The sequence below is a fragment of the Neobacillus niacini genome (assembly GCF_036961885.1).
In the GTDB taxonomy this organism is placed as follows: domain Bacteria; phylum Bacillota; class Bacilli; order Bacillales; family Cytobacillaceae; genus Neobacillus; species Neobacillus niacini_H.
Map to the genome: position 1 here is coordinate 1 of NZ_JBALNQ010000062.1, position 22,157 is coordinate 22,157.

The following is a 22,157-nucleotide window of genomic DNA, read 5'->3' on the forward strand; positions in this document are numbered from 1 at the left end:
CACCTGGGATGCGTTGTGGTTATTGATTTAGATTATCCGAGACACCGCCAAAACTAATACAACTATAATACATAAAAAAATGCGAAGGCTTCCTCAATTTTATTGAGGAAGCCTTCGCTTATCTAAACCTATAGGGACTTTTCAGTGCCTCATGTAGCCATCTGTCTTTTTTGGAACATTCGTAAGAAAGGTTACATTAATTTGACATCTAAAGTTGAAATCTTAAGGAAAAGTTAAGGAACGAATTTCATAATGGGCTTATCAACTTAAAATAAGGAGGCAAAAAAATGGAACAAGCTAAACAAGATCTAATAAAAATTTTACTCATCGTAAATTTGGTGATAAGTACGTGTGCAGCTATTGGGGTAGGTTATATAGTTTATAAACAAAGTAAAAGCCCTGATTTTTCAGAAATGGGACCAAGAGGGAACGGTCAGATGTTCCCGGGTAATGGCCAATTCCAGCCTAGTCAAGGTCAATCAGGTCAAACTCAATGATAGAAAGGAGATAGAACATTGAAAAAGTGGATAATAATTTCAGCGATTATTGTTGTAATCGGAGGAGCAAGCGCCTGGTTCCTTTTAGGGGAAAAAGATCAAACTCAAAATGTTGCGGCTGCAGCACAAACGACACAAGTACAAATAGGGAAATTAGAGGTAGCCGTGAGTGGTTCAGGTTCGGTTACAGCCATTACCGATTATGATGTAACAGCCGAAAATACAATTCTTGTTGTTGAGAGTGTAAGTGTAGCATCTGGTGATACCGTATCTAAAGGGGAAACACTTGTAACGTTTAAAAATGGTGATGTTGTTAAGGCCCCAAATAGTGGAGAAATCACAGCAGTTAATGTGGAAAGTGGCAGCGGAGCTTCAAAAGGAACAATCCTGCTTCGTATCGAAGATGGAGATGGGGTCATTTCACCAGTAACAAGAGGAGACAATAATGGTTCAGATAGCTTAGGAACTACTGGTGGCAGTAGCTTAACAGCGGATACTGTCAGTGTAAAGGCAGGAGATGTTGTCAAAGCAGGTGACACACTCGTAACCTTTACAGATGGTAGTATCTTACAAACTCCGGTTGATGGTACCATTACTAGCCTTTCTATTGCAAACGGTGATTCTGTACAAAATTCAGAGACAGTTGCACACCTTACAAATTACAGCTCATTGCAAACAACCATTAGTGTTGATGAGTTAGATATTACAAAAGTCCAAGTAGGACAGGCAGTAAAAATAACCGCAACTGCATTTGAAGAAGAAGCATTCGAAGGAACTGTAACGAGTGTAGCAAATGTGGGAACATCGTCAAATGGAGTGTCTACATTTGATGTTGCAATCCAAATCACTGATCCAAAAAACTTAAAAATTGGTATGTCAACGGAAGCAAGTATCACAATCGAGAATAAAGAAGACGCGCTATACGTTCCAGTAGAAGCCGTATATAAAAGCGGAGATGAAAAATATGTATTAGTTCCTGCAACTTCTGACGATTCCACACAATCTACAAAAAAAGTAACAGTAGAAACAGGTATTGCGAATGATACGTATGTTGAAATTATAAGTGGTTTAAAAAAGGGAGAATCTATCCAAATACCGATCGTACAATCTAGTGGAAATTCTTCCCGAGGAGGAATGATGATGATGCCAAGCGGTGGCTTCCCAGGCGGCAGCTTCCCAGGTAGTGACTTTGGAGGAGGAAATGGAGGAGGAGCCCCATTTGGTGGCGGTGCTCCATCAGGCGGACGAGGTGGAAACTAATGACTATTCATGAGCCGATTATTCAAATTAAAAACATGCAGAAAGAGTATGTACTTGGCGGCGAAACGGTATTGGCTCTTCAAAGTGTTTCCCTCGATATACAAAAGGGCGATTTTATCTCTATTATAGGTCCATCGGGCTCCGGAAAATCAACATTTATGAATATGATTGGATGTCTAGACCGACCTGATTCTGGTGAATACTTTTTAGATACTGAAGATATAGGAAAAATGAAGAGTTCACAGCTTGCAACCATTCGAAATGAAAAAATAGGTTTTATTTTTCAAAACTTCAATCTTATATCGAAGCTTACAGCAGTTGAGAATATCGAACTCCCACTCATTTACCGAGGAATGAAAGCAGCGAAACGAAGAGAAACGGCATTAGAAGTATTAGAAAAAGTAGGATTGGCAGATAGAGCGAATCATTTGCCTGCTCAATTGTCTGGCGGCCAGCAGCAACGTGTTGCAATTGCTCGTGCGTTGGTTGGACATCCTCCTATTTTACTAGCAGATGAACCAACTGGTGCATTAGATAGTAAAACAAGTAAGGAAATTTTGGGGATTTTACATTCATTAAATGAGCAGGGACATACCATTATTCTCATTACCCATGATTTAGACGTTGCAAAAAAAGCAAACCGTGTTGTTCGTATTCACGATGGACAACTCTATGAGAATGGAGGTGAATGGTTTGCAGACACTCAATATGGCACTGAAAAGTATCAAATCAAATAAAATTAGAGCATTTCTAACGATGTTAGGGATTATTATCGGTGTATCCTCGGTGATCGTCATGGTTGCGATAGGACAGGGGTCAACAAAAGAAGTACAAGATCAAATTGGCAGCCTGGGTACAAATGTATTAACTGTATCGGTTACGGGTTCAGATGTTACATTTAAAGAAGTGGATGCTAATCAAATTCATGTTGTCGATGGTATTGAAGAAATTGCCCCAACAGTGTCTGGAAGGGTAACAGTAAAAAACGGGAAAACGAACACACAAGTGTCAATGATTGGAACAACTTCTTCCTACTTAGATGTCCGTGATTTACAGCTGCAATCAGGACGTTTCATTGCAGACTTGGATCATGATAATCATTCAAGAATTGCCGTACTGGGTTCAGACACAGCCCAAACAGTATTCGGTTTAGGCGACCCGGTTGGTGAATCAGTAAAGGTAAACGGGACATCCTACAAAGTTGTGGGCGTTCTTGAATCAGTTGGAAGTTCCTTAGGAACAAGTGGAGATAATACGATTCTTGTCCCTCTTAGCACAGGACAACGTTTAGCTTCTACTACCACTATTGGGACAGTATATGTAAAGGTAGAGAATGAAGATATGATGAATTTCATATCCAACCTTATTGAAAGAACGATGTATTCCATTGTGGGTGATGCGGATAGTTATAGTGTATCAAGTCCCCAAGATTTAATGGAAACTGCATCATCTGTTAATGAAACGATGACTTTAATGTTAGGCGGAAGTGCAGCAATTTCTCTTATTGTTGGTGGGATTGGTATAATGAACATTATGCTTGTATCCGTTTCAGAGCGTACAAAAGAAATTGGCATTAGAAAAGCAATTGGAGCAAAACGTAATAATATTCTGCTTCAATTCCTTATTGAAGCAGTTGTCTTAAGTTCACTCGGTGGGATCATTGGAATAGGAATAGGGGTAATTAGTGCTCACATATTTACGTTAGCAACAGGTACAGCAACAGTTTATTCTATCCCTGTTATGCTGCTATCATTTGTTTTCTCTTTATTAGTTGGAGTTGTATTCGGTGTGTTTCCGGCGAATAAAGCTTCTAAGCTTGACCCGATTCAGGCTCTTCGATATGAATAGAAAGGCGCTTTTCTTATACTTTGTTCTTTTGGAGATTAAAAACCCTTTAATGAGCTATGATTTATTGCAAAATAGCCTTCAATTAAGAAAAGCGCTCGCAAACTTCATTTCGAGCCCAAAAATAGATTATACCACGTTAAAATCGGCTGTAGGATTTTAACAACAATCTTTATGATAACTGTCAATAGTAAAAACAAAGCGATTCGTTTCTGCGAACGCTTTGTTTTGTTACTATGTAAGAAAGGAGTGACACATGATGCGTATATTAGTAGTAGAAGATAACGTGGCCTTGCTAGAGTCTATTAACCAAATTTTATCTGAAGAATTTGAAGTGGATTGCACAGAAAATGGAGAAGAAGGGTTATTTATGGCCATGCAAAATATATATGATTTGATTGTCCTTGATGTTATGCTTCCGGAAATGGATGGATTTGAGGTTATCCAAAAGATACGCGGGGGACATATTGAGACCCCTGTTTTGTTTTTGACTGCCAAAGATTCATTAGAAGATCGGGTCAAAGGATTGGACTTTGGAGGAGATGATTATCTGACCAAGCCATTTCAAGCACCGGAACTGCAAGCGCGTATTCGAGCGTTATTGAGAAGGAGTGGCAGTCTAACGACAAATCAAACGATTCAATATCGAGGGATTGAACTATTTGGAAAAGAAAAAGCCATTTTAGTAGATGGCTATCCTATAAAAATAACGTTAAAACAGTATGAAATGCTAGAATTTATGATTCAGAACAAAGGTGCCATTTTGACGAAAGAACAGCTTTACGACCGAGTATGGGGATTTGATTCCGATACAACAATTGGCATAGTAGAAGTATTTGTCCATCATCTTCGCAAAAAGATGGAACCGTTCGGGTATCATAAAGACATTCAAACCGTACGCGGCATTGGATATATGCTGAAAGTTCAGTAGGAGAGAAGGATATGTTTCAACGAACTCGTATTAGACTTACTATTTTAAATTCATTAGTCTTCATCATTTTAATCGGAGTTCTTGCATCCGTTATTTATTCTTATGCCGGGTCGCGTTTATATCGGGATGTTAACAATGATTTGCTTGAGGCGGTAGAACGTGTAGCTGGGCCAGGACAACGCAGGCCGCTGATACAGCCGGATGGATTGCCGATAGGTCCCAGAGACCCCCGTATTGCTTTACTGATATGGAACGAAAAAAATGAACTGATTACCTTAAATGAGGGTGGAACAATTTTTTCCGACAACGAATCAAAATTTCGCCCTAAAGAGTTAGGAATACATCAAGACACAGAAGCAGAAGGGTTCCACTTTAGAACCATCGCAATAAAAGCGCATCATCCAAATTTTGGAGGAATAACGGTGCAATTTGCAAGAAACATTACTTCCGAAAAAGACATGCTTCAGTCATTGCTATTAATTTTAGTTATCGGTTCCAGTATTGGAAGTGTGTGTGCGGTGGGTGCGGGATTCTTTTTGGCTGGAAGGGCACTCGTTCCAATTAAAAAAGCATGGCAAAAGCAGCAACAGTTTGTGTCAGACGCTTCTCACGAATTAAGAACACCTTTAGCTGTTATCCAGACTAAAACAGATCTATTATGGCGTTCCCCGACTTCTACCATACAAGATAAGGCAATAGATATATCTGTCATATCAAAAGAGGCGAGACGATTGTCAAAGCTGGTTTCCAATTTGCTTACATTGGCGCGCTCTGATTCAGATCAGCTAGAAATGGAAAAGAAAGAGTTTTTATTAAGTCAATTATTGAAGGAATTAATCGAACATTACTCAGAAATAGCCTTATATCAAGAAAAAGAACTTGTATTAAATACCCCATCTTCTGTCTTTCTTATCGGAGACAAGGAGAGAATCCATCAATTAATGGTCATTTTATTAGATAATGCTATGAAGAATACGAAAAAGGGAGGAAAAATTTTTATTTCTTGTTCCCATACCTCTCATACCGTTTTGATTAAAGTAAAGGATAATGGCATTGGTATAGACGAAGAGAATATACCCAAACTATTTGATCGATTTTTTCAAGTGGACAAATCCAGGACTGAAGAAGCGGGAGCTGGTCTTGGGCTTGCTATTGCAAAATGGATTATTGACAAACATCATGGCAAAGTAAAAGTGTATAGCAAAGTTGGAGTGGGAACCTGTTTTGAAATTATTTTTCCAAAGAATCAAAAGATATAAAGGATGCCTTTCTGGAGAGGATATACCAGTAATTAGTTATAATAATAACCACTTCCTATAAAAATTAGGGAGTGGTTTTTTGTGTTATTAGAATTCGCTTATCAAGTTTTTTGGGATTTCTTTACACATCTGCTAGTAATAATTTATAATTTGAATGGATAATTAAGATAATTTTAAAATTTCAGGAATAGGAGGTATAAGGAAATGCTGACTGGTTTACGTCATATCGTTAATTGGTTAATAGACGTTCGTTCCACCAAAATGTTTTTTTGTCTAACGGGAGAGTGTCCCCTTTTTAACTATACGGCGATGGATCAATCGTAAGGTTTCCTTCTCCTTCTCTATTTTAGTTAAAAGCCGTGGGCGGGTCTACTCTGCTCACGGCTTTTATGTCCTGAAGATGTCAAAGTGAAATGAGGAAATGAAATGAAAATGACTTTACAGGCATATCGAAAAATGGATCGTAATATTTGGATTCGTTTTATCGGTGAATCGATTAATGGTATTGCGATGATGATGTTAATGCCCTTTTTTGCCTTATATATGAGCGATAAGGTGGATCACTTTTGGCAGGTCGGTGTGGTTATGGCGATGGGGCCGCTTGCCGGAGTGCTTGGTTCATTAATAGGAGGAAGGCTTGCGGATTCATATGGCAGGAAGCCTATTATGATTGTTTCAATGGTTGGAAATGGGCTGGTGATGCTTGGTTTTATTTTTTTCGACGGCTTCTATCCATTCTTAGTGATATCGAGTTTTTTTGGCTTGTTTAATTCACTTTTCCATCCTGCGGCATCAGCCATGGTCGCCGATGTGACGGATGAAGAGGGTAGGACGGAAGCATATGGTTTGCTGCGTATGGGACATAATATTGGAGCAGCAATTGGTCCATTGCTTGGTGCATCGATTGTGTTTTTATCAAAATCAGTTATTTTTATCATTGCTGCTTCATCCGTTTTTGTTTATTCCTTTTTTTTAGCGCTCTTGCTTTCAGAAACATTACCGAAAAATAAACGAAATAAGGATACGAAAGTTTTTGATGAAGAAGAGAAACTGCCATCTATTTTTACGGTGCTCATCAAAGATAAAATTTTATTTTTCTATATTATCACGGGAATTGTGATTTCGATGGGATTTTCACAAACAGAAGGGATGCTGCCATTGCATTTTGATCAACAATTGCCGGGACTTTCCGATGCTCAAAATCCATATCCTTATTTAATGGCTTTTAACGGAGCTCTGGTCGTTTTCTTTCAATTTGCGATATCGAGATGGGCAAGTAAGCGTAAACTTGGTAAGGTCATGTTATTTGGTTCAGTTTTATTTGGTTTTGGGCTGCTTGCGGTAGGATGGCTGCCAATATTTTTTACAAAGTTACAGTTTTCCTTTTGGAGTATCCTTTTAATCCTTCTCATTATCTATGGAATCTACACATTAGGGGAAATGCTCTTATCCCCGGTACAAATGACATTTGTAGCGAATATTGCACCTGAACATTTACGTGGTACTTATATGGGGGCAGCTAGTCTTCAGTGGATCGTTGGTAGTGCAGTAGGTCCGATCTTTGCCGGCTTTTTGCTTGATGCTCATCTTGGTCAGGTTCTATTTACGGTTCTCGGAATTGGTTGTATCATTGCTGGAATTATTTATTTATCACTTGATAAATGGGTATCCGAAGCGAAGGAAAAGAATCAGATTCTTCCTGTTAAAAAGGAAGTTACAGCAGTAGAACGAATTTAACATAAATCAGATTAGTTAATATCATCATAATGATTAAAGTAAAAAATGCCTGAATTTGTTTCATAGGATTCGGGAAATGCCAATGGAGGGAAGGCTGTTACCAAGTTTATCGCCCGGTAAGATGGAATAGCAGCTCATTCCCTTGTTGTATAGCGGCCTGACACTTTTTACACTCACAGTTCAACGGATTTTAATCTCTTATCAGACCAAAGTGCGAGCTGAAGTGTCAACGCATCTCTAAACTTTTTTGGATCATAACCCGTGTCTTTTTCTATTTTACTAAGTCGATAAATGAGTGTGTTTCGATGGAGATATAAGTCATCAGCAGTTTGTTGAATATTTAAGTTATTTTTGAAAAAGACATCTAAAGTATCAGAATATTTAACTATGGTTTTATCCATGATTCTATCGGTAAACTTTTCTCCCCAAACACGATCTATTTTATAAATTAATGCTTTCGGTTCCACTTCAACAAATGAAATGAAATCCTCTTTTTCATCACTTATTTGAAGGGCAAGATCACAATCAATATAAGATTGATTAAACTTACTTAATGATATAAAAGGGGTGCTGTAAGCTAATCGAAATGTTAACTTAAGTTTTTTCAGTGCCTCGTAAATACTGTTCAGCTTCTTGTCTGATTCGTGCTCATTGTAACCGGAAAAAGCAATAAACATTCGATTAATATTGATAAAGCCCACAAGGCAGTGTTTTTCACCAATTAATTCTTCAATTTTACTGATTAATGATTGATTCGAGATGGTGCGATCTGTCATTTGAATAACAGCTGTGATAAATGGTTCCCGAAGGTTCTGGCCAACTAGGTTAAGCCAGCGTTCGATATTGCTATAGGATGGAGCGCTTTTCAAAAGTTCCTCGATAATCATTTCTTTCGTTCTCATTTTCCACTCCAATTGTGAAGCGATAAATTTTTCTTGAATCATAAGCTCCGTAATCATTTTTACGATGCCGCCTAGCTCCTCTATTTCTTTAGGATTGCCTGTAATCCCGATTACTCCTACTATTTTATCCTGAAATACAATTGGTAGATTGATGCCGGGGTGTGCTCCTCTCCAAACTCCTCTTTCATTGGAAGAAATAATAAGTGTTTCACCACTTTTTAGAACGGCAAGTGCTCCCTCGTGAATATCATCTATCCTTGAAGAATCACCTGAGGCAATGATAATCCCTTTTTCATCCATGATGTTAATATTTCTATTGAGGCGAAGAGAGGTTTCTAATACAATCGTTTGGGCGATTTCTCTTGTTAACATGGTCTCCTCCGATAATGTTAGTCGAATTGTACAAAAAAACATCAAAATAAAGCGTTTTTTTTGTATTGTACATCCGATGAATTATAAAATCAACCTTAGTATAATGAAACTAGTATTGAAAACGTTTTCAGAAAGAGGGAAGATATGAAAATTGTCATAGCCCCTGACTCATTTAAGGGGAGTTTAAATGCTGATGAAGCAGCTAGAGCAATAGAACAAGGTGTTCTTAAGGCTCATCCTTATGCTGACACTGTACGTCTTCCAGTTGCGGACGGTGGAGAAGGAACATTAGATACATTAGTTGCTGCCACGAATGGACAAAAAATTTCCATTCAAGTAACTGGACCTTTAGGTCATAAAGTAGAAGCGGAATATGGCGTCTTGGGTGATGGAAAGACGTGCGTCATCGAAATGGCAAATGCCTCTGGTATATCGCTAGTTCCTCGAGAAGAGCTAAATCCTTTAAAAGCTACTACCTTTGGAACAGGGGAACTGATTAAACAGGCTTTAGATGATGGATTTACGTCATTTATATTAGCGCTGGGAGGTTCAGCTACCAATGATGGCGGAGTAGGAATGCTCCAGGCACTTGGGTTATCACTTTTAGATGAGTACGGGAAACAAATTTCCACAGGTGGTGCGGAGCTTTCTAAAATTCATACCGTTGATGTAAGTGGTTTCGACGAGAGGATACATGATTGCCAGTTTCTAATTGCTTCGGATGTAGAAAACCCTTTAATTGGTCCAAAAGGAGCGTCACATGTGTTTGGTCCTCAAAAGGGGGCAACACCAGAGATGGTTCTGCAATTAGATGATTGTCTCGCACATTGGGCAGATGAAGTTGAAAAAGTAACTGGTGTCCATCTTCATGATTTACAAGGAGCAGGAGCAGCTGGTGGAATAGGCGGGGCATTTCAAGCGTTTTTTCCTTCGCAAATGAAACGAGGGATTGATGTGGTTATTGAACATACAGGCCTTCATATGGCTCTTGATGGAGCTGACCTTGTCATTACAGGAGAAGGTCAAGTGGATTTCCAAACTGCCTCAGGCAAGACTCCGATGGGGGTAGCTCAGGCAGCGAAAATACAGAATATTCCTACTGTTATTATTGCTGGCTCTATAGGTACTGGAATTGATGTGTTATATCAACACGGCATTGTAAGTGTAAACAGTATTATAAACAAGCCTATGACATTAAATGAAGCCATCGAGAATGCAGCGGATTTATTAGCTAAGAGTGCAGAACAAGTAGTCAGATCCTTCTTTTACCATAAAACTAAAGACTAGAAAGGTGGTTATATAACATGAAAATTAAACAAGCGATTGAAAAAGTCCCTGGAGGTCTGATGGTTGTCCCTCTAATGTTAGGTGCGTTACTTAATACAATTGATCAATTACATTTGCCGGTTATTATGGACTTTTTAAAATCTTTAGGTGTAGCTCAAACAGCTGAAGGCAATTATGAAATGTTAAGAATAGGCGGTTTTTCTGAAGCTCTTTTTAAAAACGGTGCACTAGTCCTTATTGCTTTATTCCTTTTCTGTGCAGGTAGTCAAATGAATATAAGAGTAGGGGGGACAGCCTTAAAAAAGGGTGTCTTACTTACTACTTCTAAATATTTAACAGGATTAGGGATCGGTGTTCTCTTTGGATATTTATTTGACCCCATGGCAGGACTGTTTGGTCTTTCAACGATTGCCATTATTGCGGCAATGACTAACGGAAATGGTGGAATGTATGCAGCCTTAACTGGCCAATATGGAAACCGTTCTGATGTAGGAGCAGTTGCGGTTTTATCTCTTAATGACGGTCCCTTCTTTACTCTAATGTCTTTAGGTTTATTAGGTTCCAAATTCCCGGTTATCGCCTTTATCGCTGTTTTATTACCAATTGGAATTGGAATGATATTAGGAAACTTAGATCCTGAAATTCGTGCCTTCCTAAAGCCAGGAGAAATTTTACCAGTACCATTCTTTGCCTTCGCTTTAGGTGCTGGCATGAACTTTGCTAATTTCTTCAATCCTTCCGTTGTAGCAGCGGGTTTAACACTCGGAATTCTTACGACTGTTCTAACAGGGGCTACAGGTATGTTAGTATTCAAATTGTTTAGAGAGAAAAGCCAAATTGCACCATGGGCGGAAGCATCTACAGCAGGTAATGCAGTTGGTACTCCAGCAGCCATTGCAGCGGCAGCTGCCGTTGCGGCAAGTTCGGGGATGATGAGTAAAGCTGAAGCAGCTAGCTATGCTGAAATTGCCAACCTGGCAACAGCGCAAATTTCCATTGCCGTTCTTACAACGGCGGTTTTATGCCCAATTGCTGTTATCTTAGTTGATAAGTATCAAAAAAGAAAAGGAATTGATGGTACTTTAGAAAGTGAAATAGTAAATACGAAGCAAGGTACCCAAAATATTGCAAAATAAGATTAACACCCCTGAGTACTCTCTCAGGGGTGTGGTTATTATATCTTTTTAGAAAATAGGAAAATGTGTGTTTTGGTAATTTCATAACATAATTAAACAAAAGAAAAAGGTGGGGGATTTTAATGGAAACAACCTTACTATATGGTAAAACTGGCCTTACTCTTCAGTTGCCTAATGATGCGTTTATTGTAGAACCAAATCATTTACCAGGATTAGAAAATGAAATTGAAGCACTAAAAGAAGCATTAAGAAATCCAATTGGCGCAGCGCCTTTAAAAGAAATGGTGAAAGCAACGGATAAAGTGGCCATAGTTATTAGTGACATTACAAGACCAACACCCAATCACAAGATGGTACCCGTACTGATTGAAGAACTTAATCATGTTCCATTAGAAAATTTTGTTATTATTAACGGCACGGGTACCCATCGTGACCAAACAAGGGAAGAATTTGTTCAAATGCTTGGTGATTGGGTTGTAGATAATATAAGAATCATCAACAATCAATGCCATGATAAAGAGACATTGGTTAATCTCGGAAAAAGTAAGTTTGGTTGTGATGTATTTTTAAATAAAGAATACGTAGAAGCCGATTTTCGTATTGTAACAGGCTTTATCGAACCGCACTTTTTTGCAGGCTTTTCTGGCGGTCCAAAGGGAATTATGCCAGGAATTGCTGGCATTGAAACCATTTTGACCTTCCACAATGCAAGAATGATTGGAGATGCTCGTTCCACATGGGGAAATATGGAGGATAATCCGGTTCAAGAAATGACTCGTGAAATCAATCGTATGTGTAAACCTGATTTCATGTTTAATGTTACCTTAAATAAAGAAAAGAAAATCACATCTGTATTTGCTGGTGAATTGTATGAAGCACATGATAAAGGTTGTGAATTTGTAAAAAAACATGCCATGATAAAGTGTCAGAATCGATTCGATGTCGTGATTACATCCAATTCTGGTTACCCGCTTGACCAAAATCTTTATCAAGCTGTTAAAGGGATGAGTGCAGCACATAAAATTGTTAAAAAAGGCGGAACGATTATTGTGGCTTCTGAATGTTCGGATGGTCTTCCCAGTCATGGTAATTATTCAAAGATTTTTGAATTCGCTGACACCCCGCAAGCTTTATTGGATTTAATTAATGATCCGAATTTTAAGATGTTTGATCAATGGCAGGTCCAGAAACAAGCGGTGACGCAAGTATGGTCAGATATTTATGTGTATTCCATGCTCGCAGATGAACAAGTTACAGGTGCGATGCTAAAGCCTACTCATAATATTGAACAAACTTTAGAGGAATTGAAACAAACATACGGAGAAAATATGTCGATAGCCGTTTTACCATTAGGTCCATTGACCATTCCATATGTGGAAGAGTAAAAGGGGCAATTTGGCCATAAACACAATTGAATTAGCGCCAAAACGTTAGTAAAGGAGATTGTCATGCTAGAATTAAAATATAGCAAACTTCAAGAAATATTAAGGAAAATGGAAACTGTCGTCATCGCCTTTTCTGGTGGTGTGGACAGTACATTATTATTGAAGGCTGCACTCGACACTCTTGGCAGGGAAAATGTATTGGCTGTAACAGCGGATAGTGAAACCTACCCTTTTGAGGAATTACAAGAAGCCATTAAACTTGCGGAACAGCTAGGAGCAAAACATGAGGTTATTCAGACATCTGAATTAAATATTCCAGGTTATTCTGAAAACACATCAAACAGGTGCTATTTTTGCAAAAAAAGCTTATTCGAGCTTCTTGTACCCATTATGGAAGAGCATAACTATAAGAATGTAGCTTTCGGCCTAATCGCTGATGATCTTGGAGAACACAGACCAGGGATAAAGGCAGCGAAAGAGTATAACGTTAAGGGGCCGCTTCAGGAAGCAGATCTTTATAAAAGTGAGATTCGTGAGCTTTCACAACAAATGGGTTTGCCAACATGGGATAAGCCTTCCTTTGCTTGTCTTTCATCAAGGATCGCTTATGGAGAGCACATTACAATAGAAAAACTGACAAGGATAGATCAATCGGAACAAGCTATTCGTGCCATTGGAATTCGCCAAGTAAGGGTCCGTACGCATAGTGAGATTGCTAGAATTGAAGTAGAGCCACAAGAGATGCAACGATTACTGGAACATCATCAAGAAATCACAGCATTACTTCGAGAATTTGGATACAGCTATATTACAATGGATCTTGTTGGCTATAAAAGTGGCAGCATGAATAAGGTTTTGCGCTAAGTTGAGAAGTAGAAACAAAATGGTTTTTGAGTTAGATTAGAGTGGAATGCTAACATTGAGGAAATTAACGGAGGCTTCTCATAAGTTTAGTTTGAACTTTTGAGAGGCTTCTTTTTGCATTTCTTGAAGCCCTTAGGGTTATACAACAACATCATTTAAGGTGGCAATTTGATATTGAAAAAATATTTAGAAAGGTTCTTTTTCGAAGAAATTAGTTTAAAGAGGCTTTCGCAGTAAACAAGACGGGGAACCTAAGTCTTTGAAATAATCTACAGGATTAGATATACTTAAATAGTAAGATAATTTTTAATAGTTTTAGACTATAAAAATAAGAGTCTAAGATTCATTTAATTAGGAAGGTGGAAGTAAGAAATGAATACACTAGCAGCACAAGAAAGAGAAGATGTTAAAAAATCTACTTTGAAAACAATGAGGAAAGATGGGGAAATTCCTGGGATTGTTTATGGAAGAGAGATTAATACTAAATCTATTTTTATTAAGAACGCAGACTTACGAAAAGTGATAAAGGACGTTGGTAGAAATGGTATTATATCGCTAAACCTTAATGGAAAATCAAAAGATGTTATTTTAAGAGATTACCAAAATAACCCTGTAACAAAGGATATGCTTCATGTGGATTTTCTTCAGGTTGATAAGCACACTGAAATAGATACAAGTGTTAGTGTGATTTTAAAGGGAACATCTAATGGAGAAAAAGTTGGAGGAATTGTTAAACAGTTTCTGCACGAATTGAATATAACAGCAAATGTGAATAATATCCCTGATAGTATTGAAATTGATATGACAAATTTTGAAATCGGTCATACTGTTCAAATAGCAGATATTAAAAAAGAGTATAGTAACTGTACGTTCAATCATGAGGATGAAGAAGCCGTCATGATGGTGGACTATGTGAAACCTGTAACAGAAGAAGAGGATGCTAGTGAAGTTGAAGCATCGGGAGTTTAATCCTGAAATATTAACAATAATAAAAATAAGTCGAAGAAGTTGCAATCAACTTACGAAAATTAGCTCCCACGCTAAGCTTCATTAACTGAGCATATTTCAGGCTATTAAACTGTTTGTCTTTTACCATTAAAAGTATAAATAAAACGAAAAACGATGTCAATATTTTTTTTAGCAACTATTGAAGTGTATCAAAATAGTATCCTATATTGTAGATGAAAAAAGATAGTTAGCATGATTCGCTAACTATCTTTCATTTTTTATTGTTCACATCCTAATCAACCTTGCCTCTGTCAGGTTTTGCTTCATAAGCAATATTATTACACACCCTAGCTTTAGCTATGGGTTACTGCTACAAATGCTTCTTGTATTAATAGATTTATAGTAAAATAAAAATAGATTAGTAAATATTAACAAAGGCGGGGTACTATGGCTGAAAAAGTTACTGTATTAGGTGCAGGTACAATGGGGCATGGAATTGCTCAACTTTATGCTCAGGCAGGATATAATGTTTTTTTATATGATATTAAAGCTGAATTTTTAACTAATGCGGTCACCAGAATTTCAACGAATTTAAATATGCTAATCCAAGAAGGAGTTATTGGTGAAAAGGAAAAAGAAAGCGCTTTATCACATGTTTTTATAACGACTAATTTAGAAGAGGCTGTTAAGGATACAACCTTTGTTACCGAGGCTGCTTCAGAGAATTTAGATATTAAATTTAGCTTGTTCAATCAGTTGGAAGAATTAATCGAGGATGATACCGTTATTGCCTCTAATACTTCGACATTTTCATTAAGACAATTATCAGAAGGGATTCAGAAGAAAGACCGATTAATTATCACTCATTTCTTCAATCCAGCTCAGATTGTTCCGTTAGTGGAAGTGGTGAAGGGACCTGATACTCCACAAGAAATTATTAACCGAACCGTGAAAATACTGAAAAGTATAGGAAAAAAACCAGTAGTTCTGAAAAAAGATATCCCTGGTTTCATTGCCAATCGCTTGCAAGCAGCACTAGTCCGGGAAGCCTTTTACTTACTGGATGAAGGGATTGCTTCCGCAGAAGATATTGATTCAGCCATTACCGATGGTCCAGGATTCAGATGGTCATTTATCGGTCCATTAGAAACCGCTGATTTTGGAGGACTTGACATTTGGAAGAGTGTAGTGGAAAATCTTGCCCCAGAATTATCAAAGGAGATAAAGATTCCAGCCTTTGTTGAGGATAAAGTCCAAAGTGGAAATCTAGGAATCAAAACAGGTAGTGGGTTATTTACATACGCTGGTGATGAAGAAATTCAACAGAAAATTAGACAAAGAGATGAAAATTTTGTTAGATTAGCTAAAATAAAGAACACGTAAATCTTACCTATTAAAGCAACGAAAAGAGTTAGAGTTAGCCTGATTATACTTTAAAAGAACGAATACCCGACGGAATTCGTTCTTTTTGTTTTAAGAGGAGTGTTTTTTTCAACTCATTATAAATGATGACAAACGGCAGGATAATGGGCTTGTCTCCTTATTTAACAAATATGATTGGTTGCTTATAAGAACAATTTTTCTAATTCTAATGGTTCGATATATTTTCCATCTTTATAAGCACGCATGTTACCGCCGGAGATTTCATCAATCAGAACGATTTGTTTTTCTTCACCTGTACGACCAAATTCGAATTTAATATCGTATAACTCAATGTCCTTTTTAGCAAGTTCCTCTTTAACGACGTTTCCGATTTGTTGTGTTAATTCTTTTAATACTTTATATTCATCTTTAGATAAGATACCAAGCATATCCAATGCATCTTCACTAATTGGCGGGTCTTCGCGTTCATCGTCCTTAATGGTCACTTCGACGAAAGCATCTAGTGGCTGCCCTTCTTCAGCATATAATCCGTATCTACGTAAAAAGCTTCCTACTGCTCGGTAGCGGCAAATGACTTCAAGCCCTTTTCCAAAAACTTCAGCAGGTTTTACAGTCATTGTCGCCTTTTCGATATCAGCATCAACATAATGAGTGGGGATTCCTTTTTCTTTTAATTCTTCAAAAAAGTATTTGGTAAGCTTTAATCCTGAGCGTCCAGCTCCTTCGATTGTCAAACCAACCGAATTGGCACCTGGATCAAACACACCGTCAACACCGGTAACATCATCTTTAAATTGAAGGAGGTAGTTGCCATCCTCTAATTCATAAACATCTTTTGTTTTTCCTGTATAAATATGCTTCATGTTCAGATCTCCTTTACGATTTTTTACTATTAAATTGGAATAGCATGCTTCTAAATATCATAAAGCAATAATTTATTATTACATGATTTACAAAATTATAAAAACATTTAGGATAGTATCCTCATTCTTAACAGATAGCAAAGATAGGATTTATTGAAATGAATACTTGTGGTTCATCCCCTTATTTAAACCAATCGCCCAAAACACGTATAATAAATGTTAATTTTTAAAAAACATACGTGTTTGTTGACAGTGTTAATTTTCGATGTTACTATGAGTTAGTAAAAATTAAATATTATTCTCGTATAATATTAGGGATATGGCCCTAGAGTTTCTACCAAGCTACCGTTAATAGCTTGACTACGAGGTTGTGTATATAAATATAGGATTAACTCTTATTTGTTATTTCTATATATCTACCCTCCTAACGTCAAGCACCGGTGTAACTCGGTGCTTTTTTTGATTTTTACACAAACGACCATTCAACATGATTTACAGAGGAGGAAAACTTTTATGAAAAAAAGTACAAAGAAAATAGTAATGGTATTATTCATTTCTTTAATGACTGCTGTTATGGCAGCTTGCGGAAATGACTCAGCTAAAGACAATGAAGCTAAGTCTGAAAAAGGTGAAGAAGGATTAAAAATTGCCATTGTAACCAGCCCTTCAGGCGTTGATGATGGTAACTTTAATGAAGATAACTATAATGGTATTTTGAGTTTTATTGAGAAGCATCCAACAGCAACAGTAAAAGCTGTTAAAGAAGAAACGGGTGATCCTGCCGCGGCTGTACAAGCTGTTGCTGATATTGTGGCGGATTACGATGTAATTGTAACACCTGGGTTCCAATTTGCTGGAGTTTCTAGTATTGCTGTAGAAAACCCTGATAAAATATTTATTTTAAACGACTCTGAGCCCGCACCTGTAGGTGACCAGAAAAAGTTTGACAATATATATGCGATGAATTTTGCTGAACAAGAAAGCGGCTTTTTTGCAGGAATGGCTGCAGCATTAGAAACAAAATCAAATAAAGTAGCGGTTGTAAATGGTATAGCTTATCCTTCAAATGTAAATTATCAATTTGGATTTGAATCAGGTGTAAATTATGCTAATAAGGTATTTGGGAAAAATGTTGAACTTGTTGAATTATCAGGTTATGCAGGGATTGATGTAGAAGGTGCTGATGTTGGCGGTAACTATGCAGGATCTTTTGCAGATGAAGCAACAGGAAAAGTTATCGGAAATGCGTTAATTAAACAAGGTGTAGATATAATGTTTGTTGCAGCTGGTGGTACTGGAAATGGTGTATTCACAGCAGTTAAAGAAGCTAAAGGTGACGTAAAGGTAATTGGTGTGGATGTTGACCAATTTGATGAAGGTGTAAATGGATCCGAAAATATCGTATTAACATCTGGAGTCAAATTCATGGGTATGAATATTGAAAAGGCATTAAATTCTGTTGTTGATGGAAGCTTTAAAGGTGGAAATGTCGTTCTTCATGCAGATACAGATTCAACCGGTTTTGTAAAAGAAGAAGGGCGTCATCAATTATCAGAGGATACATTGAACAAGCTTAATGAAACATATCAATTAGTTAAAGAAGGAAAAATTGTACCTGCATCTAACTTTAATGGGCATACTCCAGAAAAGTTTCCAGGGTTGTAACACTAAATAGAAACACAATACTGACATGAAACATAGAAGTTTATCATTTCCTAAAAACCAGGGAATGATGAACTTCTTTTAACTTATTTTTCACGATAGAGGAGACAAAAGATGTCTGATTATATTGTAGAAATGAAACATATAACCAAACGATTTCCTGGAATAGTGGCAAACGATGATGTATCCATTGGCATTAAAAAAGGAGAAATTTTTGCCTTGCTTGGTGAAAATGGTGCAGGTAAATCAACTCTAATGAGTATTCTAGGTGGCATGTACGAACCGGATGAAGGAGAAGTTTATATTCGGGGTAAGAAAGTTCAAATTAGCTCACCCAATCATGCCGCAAAGCTTAACATAGGAATGGTCCATCAGCATTTTAAGCTCGTCTCTGATTATACGATTACTGAGAATATTATCTTAGGAGTAGAGCCAATCAAAAAATTTGCAGGTCTCTTTCCATACGTAGATATTCGAAATGCCAATCGGAAAATTGAAGAACTGTCTAAAAACTTCGGCTTAGAAGTGGACCCTACGAAAAAAATAGCTGATCTTACTGTTTCCATGCAGCAACGGGTGGAAATTTTAAAGGTGCTTTATCGTGAAGCAGAAATCCTTATTTTTGACGAACCAACGGCCGTCTTAACGCCACAAGAAATTGATTTCTTGCTCGGTATTATCGAAGGTCTGCGAAACGGTGGAAAAACAATCATATTAATTACACATAAACTAGAGGAAATTAAAAAAGTAGCTGATCGATGTGCTGTTTTGAATAAGGGTAAATTAGTTGGTATGTTGGATGTAAAGGAAACATCTACCAAGCAAATGGCTCAACTCATGGTTGGCAGGGAAGTAAATTTCGAATCTGATAAAGCCCCTGCTGTAATGAAAGAGGAAGTATTGAAGGTAGAACATTTAACCGTTAAAAATGAAGATGGTTTTGAAGTCGTTAAAGATGTATCTTTTACCATTCATAGTGGTGAAATATTTGCTATCGCTGGAGTCGCAGATAATGGACAAGTCGAAATAGCGGATGCCATTGCCGGATTAACAAAGGTTAACGGTGGGAAAATATTCCTTGAGGGTAAGGACATTACCAATGAAAGTATAAGAAACAGAACAGAAATGGGAATATCTTATATCCCAGAAGATCGACAAAGCTTTGGACTAGTATTGGATTTTGAGTTATCAACAAATTTAGCATTAAAACAGTACTACAGGGAGCCCCTTTCTAGTAAAGGAGTCTTAAATAAAGAGGAATTTGAGCAATTTGGCAGTAAGTTGATTGATAAATACGATATTAGAAGTGGACAAGGTACCAAGACGCAAGTTCGTTCGATGAGTGGCGGTAATCAGCAAAAAGCAATTATTGCTCGTGAAATCGAATTACAATCGCCGCTCATGATTTTCGTTCAGCCAACACGAGGAGTAGATATTGGTGCGATTGAAAATATTCATAAAATGATGATCCACGAACGAGATCAAGGAAAAGCAATCTTACTTATTTCATTGGAGTTAGATGAAATTATGAATGTAGCGGATACCATTGGAGTTATCTATAATGGCCGACTTCAAAAAATCGCCAGCAGTGAATCGTTAACGACGAATGAAGTTGGCGAATATATGATGGGGGCAAAGCATGAGTAAAGATAAAAAGATAAAAAGCTTACGTTATAATCTAATTCGACCAATGAGTAATGAGAAATGGCAGCCCATCTCCATTCCAATTGTTTCAATACTAATAAGTTTTATTGCTGCGGCTATTGTTATCCTGTTAATAGGTAAAAATCCCTTACAGGCGTTTTACAACTTATTCCAAGGAGCAGGTATTTTGCCTAAGCCTTCTTATGCCGGCTATAAGAGCATGCTGACTGATTTTTTGAGTTTGCTAAATGCCATGACGCCGCTTGTATTTGCCAGTTTGGCAGTCGCTGTTGCGTTTAAAGCGGGTCTATTTAATATTGGGGTTTCTGGCCAAATGCTTGTTTCTGGTTTTTTAGCGACGATTGTCGTTGGCTACAGTGGTTTGGATGCGATAATCGCAAAGCCGCTTGTGTTGGTAATCGGAATGGTCGCTGGAGGATTAATGGGAGGATTAGTAGGGTGGCTAAAATATAAATTTAACATTAATGAAGTAGTCTCTACGATTATGTTAAATTATATTGCACAATATGTCATAAGCTTTTTCATTCAAATGTATTATATTGATCCTGTTTCAAGACAATCGAAATATATTTCAGAAGCAGCAAGATTAACTTTAGTAAATGTTGAAATAGCCAACTTGAAAATGGATATTCCATTGGGATTTATTTTAGCCATCATTATTGCTATTTTATTAAAGTTTGTCATGGACAAAACAGTGGTTGGTTTTGAAATTAAAGCGGTAGGTTCCAACCGCAATGCAGCTAAATATGCAGGAATTAATGTCGGAAGAAATACCGTCTTAGCCATGGTTATTTCAGGAGGATTGGCTGGTCTTGCAGGTGTCACTTATTATTTAGGTTATTTTTCTTCCATACAGCCAAAAGTATTATCAAGTATCGGTTTTGATTCCATCGCTGTATCTCTATTAGGAAACTCTCATCCAATTGGTGTTATATTTTCATCATTTTTAATATCAATTATCGACCAGGGAAGCACATATATGAGTTCACAGGCTGGAATTAGACAAGAAATTTCTTCAGTTATCATCGGGTTAATCCTTTTATTTAGTGCTTGTGGTGCATACTTGAAACATAAAGTCAGCCGCTTGAAGGAAAAAGAAGTGGATCAAAAGGAGAGTGAATCATAATGGATACGATAATTATTGATGGATTATCCTTTGCTCTGCCTCTTTTTATTATGGCAATAGGCGGAATATATAGTGAAAAGAGTGGTATTACCAATTTAGCGCTTGAAGGCTTTCAAGGGTTTGGGGCTTTCATCGGAGCGCTGTCAGCTGTTTTAATCGCCCATGCTACTGGCACAGATATTCAAAATCTATTTTACGTGTCGTTACTATTTGCAATGATTGGCGGGATGGCTTTTTCCGTTATTCATGCTGTACTAAGTATTAAATTTAAGGCAGATCAAGTTATTAGCGGTGTCGTGATTAATATTTTGGCTTTAGCACTAACAACGTTCTTAACAACACAAATAAATGCAATTGTATTTGGAGCGGCTTCGGACAAGTTTCGATTAGGTGTATCCGAACGGTTTACAATTGAAGGTTTAGCCAATATACCAGTGATTGGCGCCGTCTTTACAAATGTGTATCCCTTCGAAGTGATTATCATCGTGATTGCCTTTTTTGCGTGGTATCTTTTATATAAAACAAAATTTGGCATGCGCTTGAGAGCGAGCGGGGAAAATCCCCATTCGGTTGATGCGGCGGGTGTTAATGTATCAAAAATTAGGTTTTCTGCGGTTCTAATTTCGGGTCTATTATCAGGTCTGGGCGGCATATGTTTTGCCTATTCCATTTCAGCTAACTTTTCTTCAAATATTTATATGGGATATGGATTCTTAGCTATTGCTGCATTGATTTTTGGTAATTGGAGGATTCTCCCTACATTAGCTGCTTGTCTTTTATTTGGTTTTGCAAAATCTGGGGGAGCGTTTATTGCTCAGTCAATGGCATTACCAAGTAGTTTCACCGATTTATTCATGATTTTACCGTATGTATTAACGTTATTGTTATTAATCTTTTTCTCTAAATCAAATCGTGCTCCTAGAGCATTAGGCGAAATTTATGATAAAGGAAAGAGATAGTTAACTTATCTAAGACCACAAAAAACAATGAAAGAGGCTTTCCATAAGTTCACTGAACTTATGGAAAGCCTTTTTG

At 37.4% G+C, this 22,157-nt stretch carries 19 protein-coding genes and 1 riboswitch; of the genes, 17 read left to right on the top strand and 2 right to left on the bottom strand.

What is annotated here, in order from left to right; genetic code table 11:
* Nucleotides 1-287 precede the first annotated feature (287 nt).
* The 7 genes from V7124_RS22245 (at nucleotide 288) to V7124_RS22275 (ending at nucleotide 7,529) form a co-directional block, all read left to right on the top strand.
* Complete coding sequence (locus tag V7124_RS22245; RefSeq protein ID WP_335419908.1) at nucleotides 288-497, top strand: hypothetical protein; 210 nt, start codon at nucleotides 288-290, stop codon at nucleotides 495-497.
* 18 nt (nucleotides 498-515) lie between these two features.
* Nucleotides 516-1,757: an efflux RND transporter periplasmic adaptor subunit gene (locus V7124_RS22250; RefSeq protein WP_335493619.1), complete on the top strand. Its 1,242-nt coding sequence runs from the start codon at nucleotides 516-518 to the stop codon at nucleotides 1,755-1,757.
* Complete coding sequence (locus V7124_RS22255) at nucleotides 1,757-2,494, top strand: ABC transporter ATP-binding protein (RefSeq protein WP_420489578.1); 738 nt, start codon at nucleotides 1,757-1,759, stop codon at nucleotides 2,492-2,494. The genes V7124_RS22250 and V7124_RS22255 overlap by 1 nt, the downstream gene beginning before the upstream one ends.
* Nucleotides 2,466-3,605 carry an ABC transporter permease gene (locus V7124_RS22260; RefSeq protein ID WP_335419925.1) on the top strand — a complete coding sequence of 380 codons (1,140 nt, stop codon included), beginning with the start codon at nucleotides 2,466-2,468 and terminating at the stop codon, nucleotides 3,603-3,605. The genes V7124_RS22255 and V7124_RS22260 overlap by 29 nt, the downstream gene beginning before the upstream one ends.
* 256 nt (nucleotides 3,606-3,861) lie before the next feature.
* Nucleotides 3,862-4,533 (top strand): response regulator transcription factor, encoded by a 672-nt coding sequence (locus V7124_RS22265; protein ID WP_335419914.1) that lies wholly within the window; start codon nucleotides 3,862-3,864, stop codon nucleotides 4,531-4,533.
* A gap of 11 nt (nucleotides 4,534-4,544) precedes the next feature.
* On the top strand, nucleotides 4,545-5,792 hold the full coding sequence (locus V7124_RS22270) for a sensor histidine kinase (protein ID WP_335493621.1): 1,248 nt from the start codon (nucleotides 4,545-4,547) through the stop codon (nucleotides 5,790-5,792).
* Between the two features lie 426 nt (nucleotides 5,793-6,218).
* Nucleotides 6,219-7,529 carry an MDR family MFS transporter gene (locus V7124_RS22275; RefSeq protein ID WP_335419516.1) on the top strand — a complete coding sequence of 437 codons (1,311 nt, stop codon included), beginning with the start codon at nucleotides 6,219-6,221 and terminating at the stop codon, nucleotides 7,527-7,529.
* A gap of 173 nt (nucleotides 7,530-7,702) precedes the next feature.
* Here V7124_RS22275 and V7124_RS22280 read toward each other — a convergent pair whose 3' ends face one another.
* On the bottom strand, nucleotides 7,703-8,803 hold the full coding sequence (locus V7124_RS22280; RefSeq protein WP_335493623.1) for a CdaR family transcriptional regulator: 1,101 nt from the start codon (nucleotides 8,801-8,803) through the stop codon (nucleotides 7,703-7,705).
* Nucleotides 8,804-8,947: 144 nt separating this feature from the next.
* Between V7124_RS22280 and V7124_RS22285 the strand changes: the two genes are divergently transcribed.
* The 6 genes from V7124_RS22285 (at nucleotide 8,948) to V7124_RS22310 (ending at nucleotide 15,806) form a co-directional block, all read left to right on the top strand.
* Complete coding sequence (locus V7124_RS22285; protein ID WP_335493625.1) at nucleotides 8,948-10,090, top strand: glycerate kinase; 1,143 nt, start codon at nucleotides 8,948-8,950, stop codon at nucleotides 10,088-10,090.
* Between the two features lie 17 nt (nucleotides 10,091-10,107).
* Complete coding sequence (locus tag V7124_RS22290; protein WP_335419524.1) at nucleotides 10,108-11,226, top strand: 2-keto-3-deoxygluconate permease; 1,119 nt, start codon at nucleotides 10,108-10,110, stop codon at nucleotides 11,224-11,226.
* A 122-nt stretch (nucleotides 11,227-11,348) separates the two neighbouring features.
* Nucleotides 11,349-12,611 carry a nickel-dependent lactate racemase gene (gene larA, locus V7124_RS22295; protein WP_335493627.1) on the top strand — a complete coding sequence of 421 codons (1,263 nt, stop codon included), beginning with the start codon at nucleotides 11,349-11,351 and terminating at the stop codon, nucleotides 12,609-12,611.
* A gap of 63 nt (nucleotides 12,612-12,674) precedes the next feature.
* Nucleotides 12,675-13,475, top strand: a complete 801-nt coding sequence (larE, locus tag V7124_RS22300) for an ATP-dependent sacrificial sulfur transferase LarE (RefSeq protein ID WP_335493629.1) — start codon at nucleotides 12,675-12,677, stop codon at nucleotides 13,473-13,475.
* Between the two features lie 372 nt (nucleotides 13,476-13,847).
* Entirely contained in the window at nucleotides 13,848-14,444 is a 597-nt protein-coding gene (locus V7124_RS22305; protein ID WP_335493631.1) for a 50S ribosomal protein L25, read from the top strand.
* 426 nt (nucleotides 14,445-14,870) lie between these two features.
* Nucleotides 14,871-15,806 carry a 3-hydroxyacyl-CoA dehydrogenase family protein gene (locus V7124_RS22310; RefSeq protein WP_335419535.1) on the top strand — a complete coding sequence of 312 codons (936 nt, stop codon included), beginning with the start codon at nucleotides 14,871-14,873 and terminating at the stop codon, nucleotides 15,804-15,806.
* Nucleotides 15,807-15,988: 182 nt separating this feature from the next.
* On the opposite strand, the gene V7124_RS22315 is transcribed toward V7124_RS22310, so the two are convergent.
* Nucleotides 15,989-16,669: a phosphoribosylaminoimidazolesuccinocarboxamide synthase gene (locus V7124_RS22315; RefSeq protein WP_335419537.1), complete on the bottom strand. Its 681-nt coding sequence runs from the start codon at nucleotides 16,667-16,669 to the stop codon at nucleotides 15,989-15,991.
* A 281-nt stretch (nucleotides 16,670-16,950) separates the two neighbouring features.
* Nucleotides 16,951-17,052: riboswitch (purine riboswitch) on the top strand.
* A 130-nt stretch (nucleotides 17,053-17,182) separates the two neighbouring features.
* Here V7124_RS22315 and V7124_RS22320 point away from each other — a divergent pair.
* The 4 genes from V7124_RS22320 (at nucleotide 17,183) to V7124_RS22335 (ending at nucleotide 22,081) form a co-directional block, all read left to right on the top strand.
* Nucleotides 17,183-18,334: a BMP family lipoprotein gene (locus V7124_RS22320; protein WP_335419540.1), complete on the top strand. Its 1,152-nt coding sequence runs from the start codon at nucleotides 17,183-17,185 to the stop codon at nucleotides 18,332-18,334.
* 111 nt (nucleotides 18,335-18,445) lie between these two features.
* Nucleotides 18,446-19,978, top strand: coding sequence for an ABC transporter ATP-binding protein (locus V7124_RS22325; protein WP_335493634.1), 1,533 nt, complete (start codon nucleotides 18,446-18,448; stop codon nucleotides 19,976-19,978).
* Nucleotides 19,971-21,122: an ABC transporter permease gene (locus V7124_RS22330; RefSeq protein WP_335419545.1), complete on the top strand. Its 1,152-nt coding sequence runs from the start codon at nucleotides 19,971-19,973 to the stop codon at nucleotides 21,120-21,122. The genes V7124_RS22325 and V7124_RS22330 overlap by 8 nt, the downstream gene beginning before the upstream one ends.
* Nucleotides 21,122-22,081: an ABC transporter permease gene (locus V7124_RS22335; RefSeq protein WP_335493636.1), complete on the top strand. Its 960-nt coding sequence runs from the start codon at nucleotides 21,122-21,124 to the stop codon at nucleotides 22,079-22,081. The genes V7124_RS22330 and V7124_RS22335 overlap by 1 nt, the downstream gene beginning before the upstream one ends.
* The last annotated feature ends 76 nt before the right edge of the window (nucleotides 22,082-22,157 follow it).

Coding starts and splice junctions, on each gene's coding strand:
- V7124_RS22245 (WP_335419908.1), top strand. CDS start 288: ATGGAACAAGCTAAACAAGATCTAATAAAAATTTTACTCATCGTAAAT.
- V7124_RS22255 (WP_420489578.1), top strand. CDS start 1,757: ATGACTATTCATGAGCCGATTATTCAAATTAAAAACATGCAGAAAGAG.
- V7124_RS22260 (WP_335419925.1), top strand. CDS start 2,466: ATGGCACTGAAAAGTATCAAATCAAATAAAATTAGAGCATTTCTAACG.
- V7124_RS22265 (WP_335419914.1), top strand. CDS start 3,862: ATGCGTATATTAGTAGTAGAAGATAACGTGGCCTTGCTAGAGTCTATT.
- V7124_RS22270 (WP_335493621.1), top strand. CDS start 4,545: ATGTTTCAACGAACTCGTATTAGACTTACTATTTTAAATTCATTAGTC.
- V7124_RS22275 (WP_335419516.1), top strand. CDS start 6,219: ATGAAAATGACTTTACAGGCATATCGAAAAATGGATCGTAATATTTGG.
- V7124_RS22280 (WP_335493623.1), bottom strand. CDS start 8,803: ATGTTAACAAGAGAAATCGCCCAAACGATTGTATTAGAAACCTCTCTT.
- V7124_RS22285 (WP_335493625.1), top strand. CDS start 8,948: ATGAAAATTGTCATAGCCCCTGACTCATTTAAGGGGAGTTTAAATGCT.
- V7124_RS22290 (WP_335419524.1), top strand. CDS start 10,108: ATGAAAATTAAACAAGCGATTGAAAAAGTCCCTGGAGGTCTGATGGTT.
- larA (WP_335493627.1), top strand. CDS start 11,349: ATGGAAACAACCTTACTATATGGTAAAACTGGCCTTACTCTTCAGTTG.
- larE (WP_335493629.1), top strand. CDS start 12,675: ATGCTAGAATTAAAATATAGCAAACTTCAAGAAATATTAAGGAAAATG.
- V7124_RS22305 (WP_335493631.1), top strand. CDS start 13,848: ATGAATACACTAGCAGCACAAGAAAGAGAAGATGTTAAAAAATCTACT.
- V7124_RS22310 (WP_335419535.1), top strand. CDS start 14,871: ATGGCTGAAAAAGTTACTGTATTAGGTGCAGGTACAATGGGGCATGGA.
- V7124_RS22315 (WP_335419537.1), bottom strand. CDS start 16,669: ATGAAGCATATTTATACAGGAAAAACAAAAGATGTTTATGAATTAGAG.
- V7124_RS22320 (WP_335419540.1), top strand. CDS start 17,183: ATGAAAAAAAGTACAAAGAAAATAGTAATGGTATTATTCATTTCTTTA.
- V7124_RS22325 (WP_335493634.1), top strand. CDS start 18,446: ATGTCTGATTATATTGTAGAAATGAAACATATAACCAAACGATTTCCT.
- V7124_RS22330 (WP_335419545.1), top strand. CDS start 19,971: ATGAGTAAAGATAAAAAGATAAAAAGCTTACGTTATAATCTAATTCGA.
- V7124_RS22335 (WP_335493636.1), top strand. CDS start 21,122: ATGGATACGATAATTATTGATGGATTATCCTTTGCTCTGCCTCTTTTT.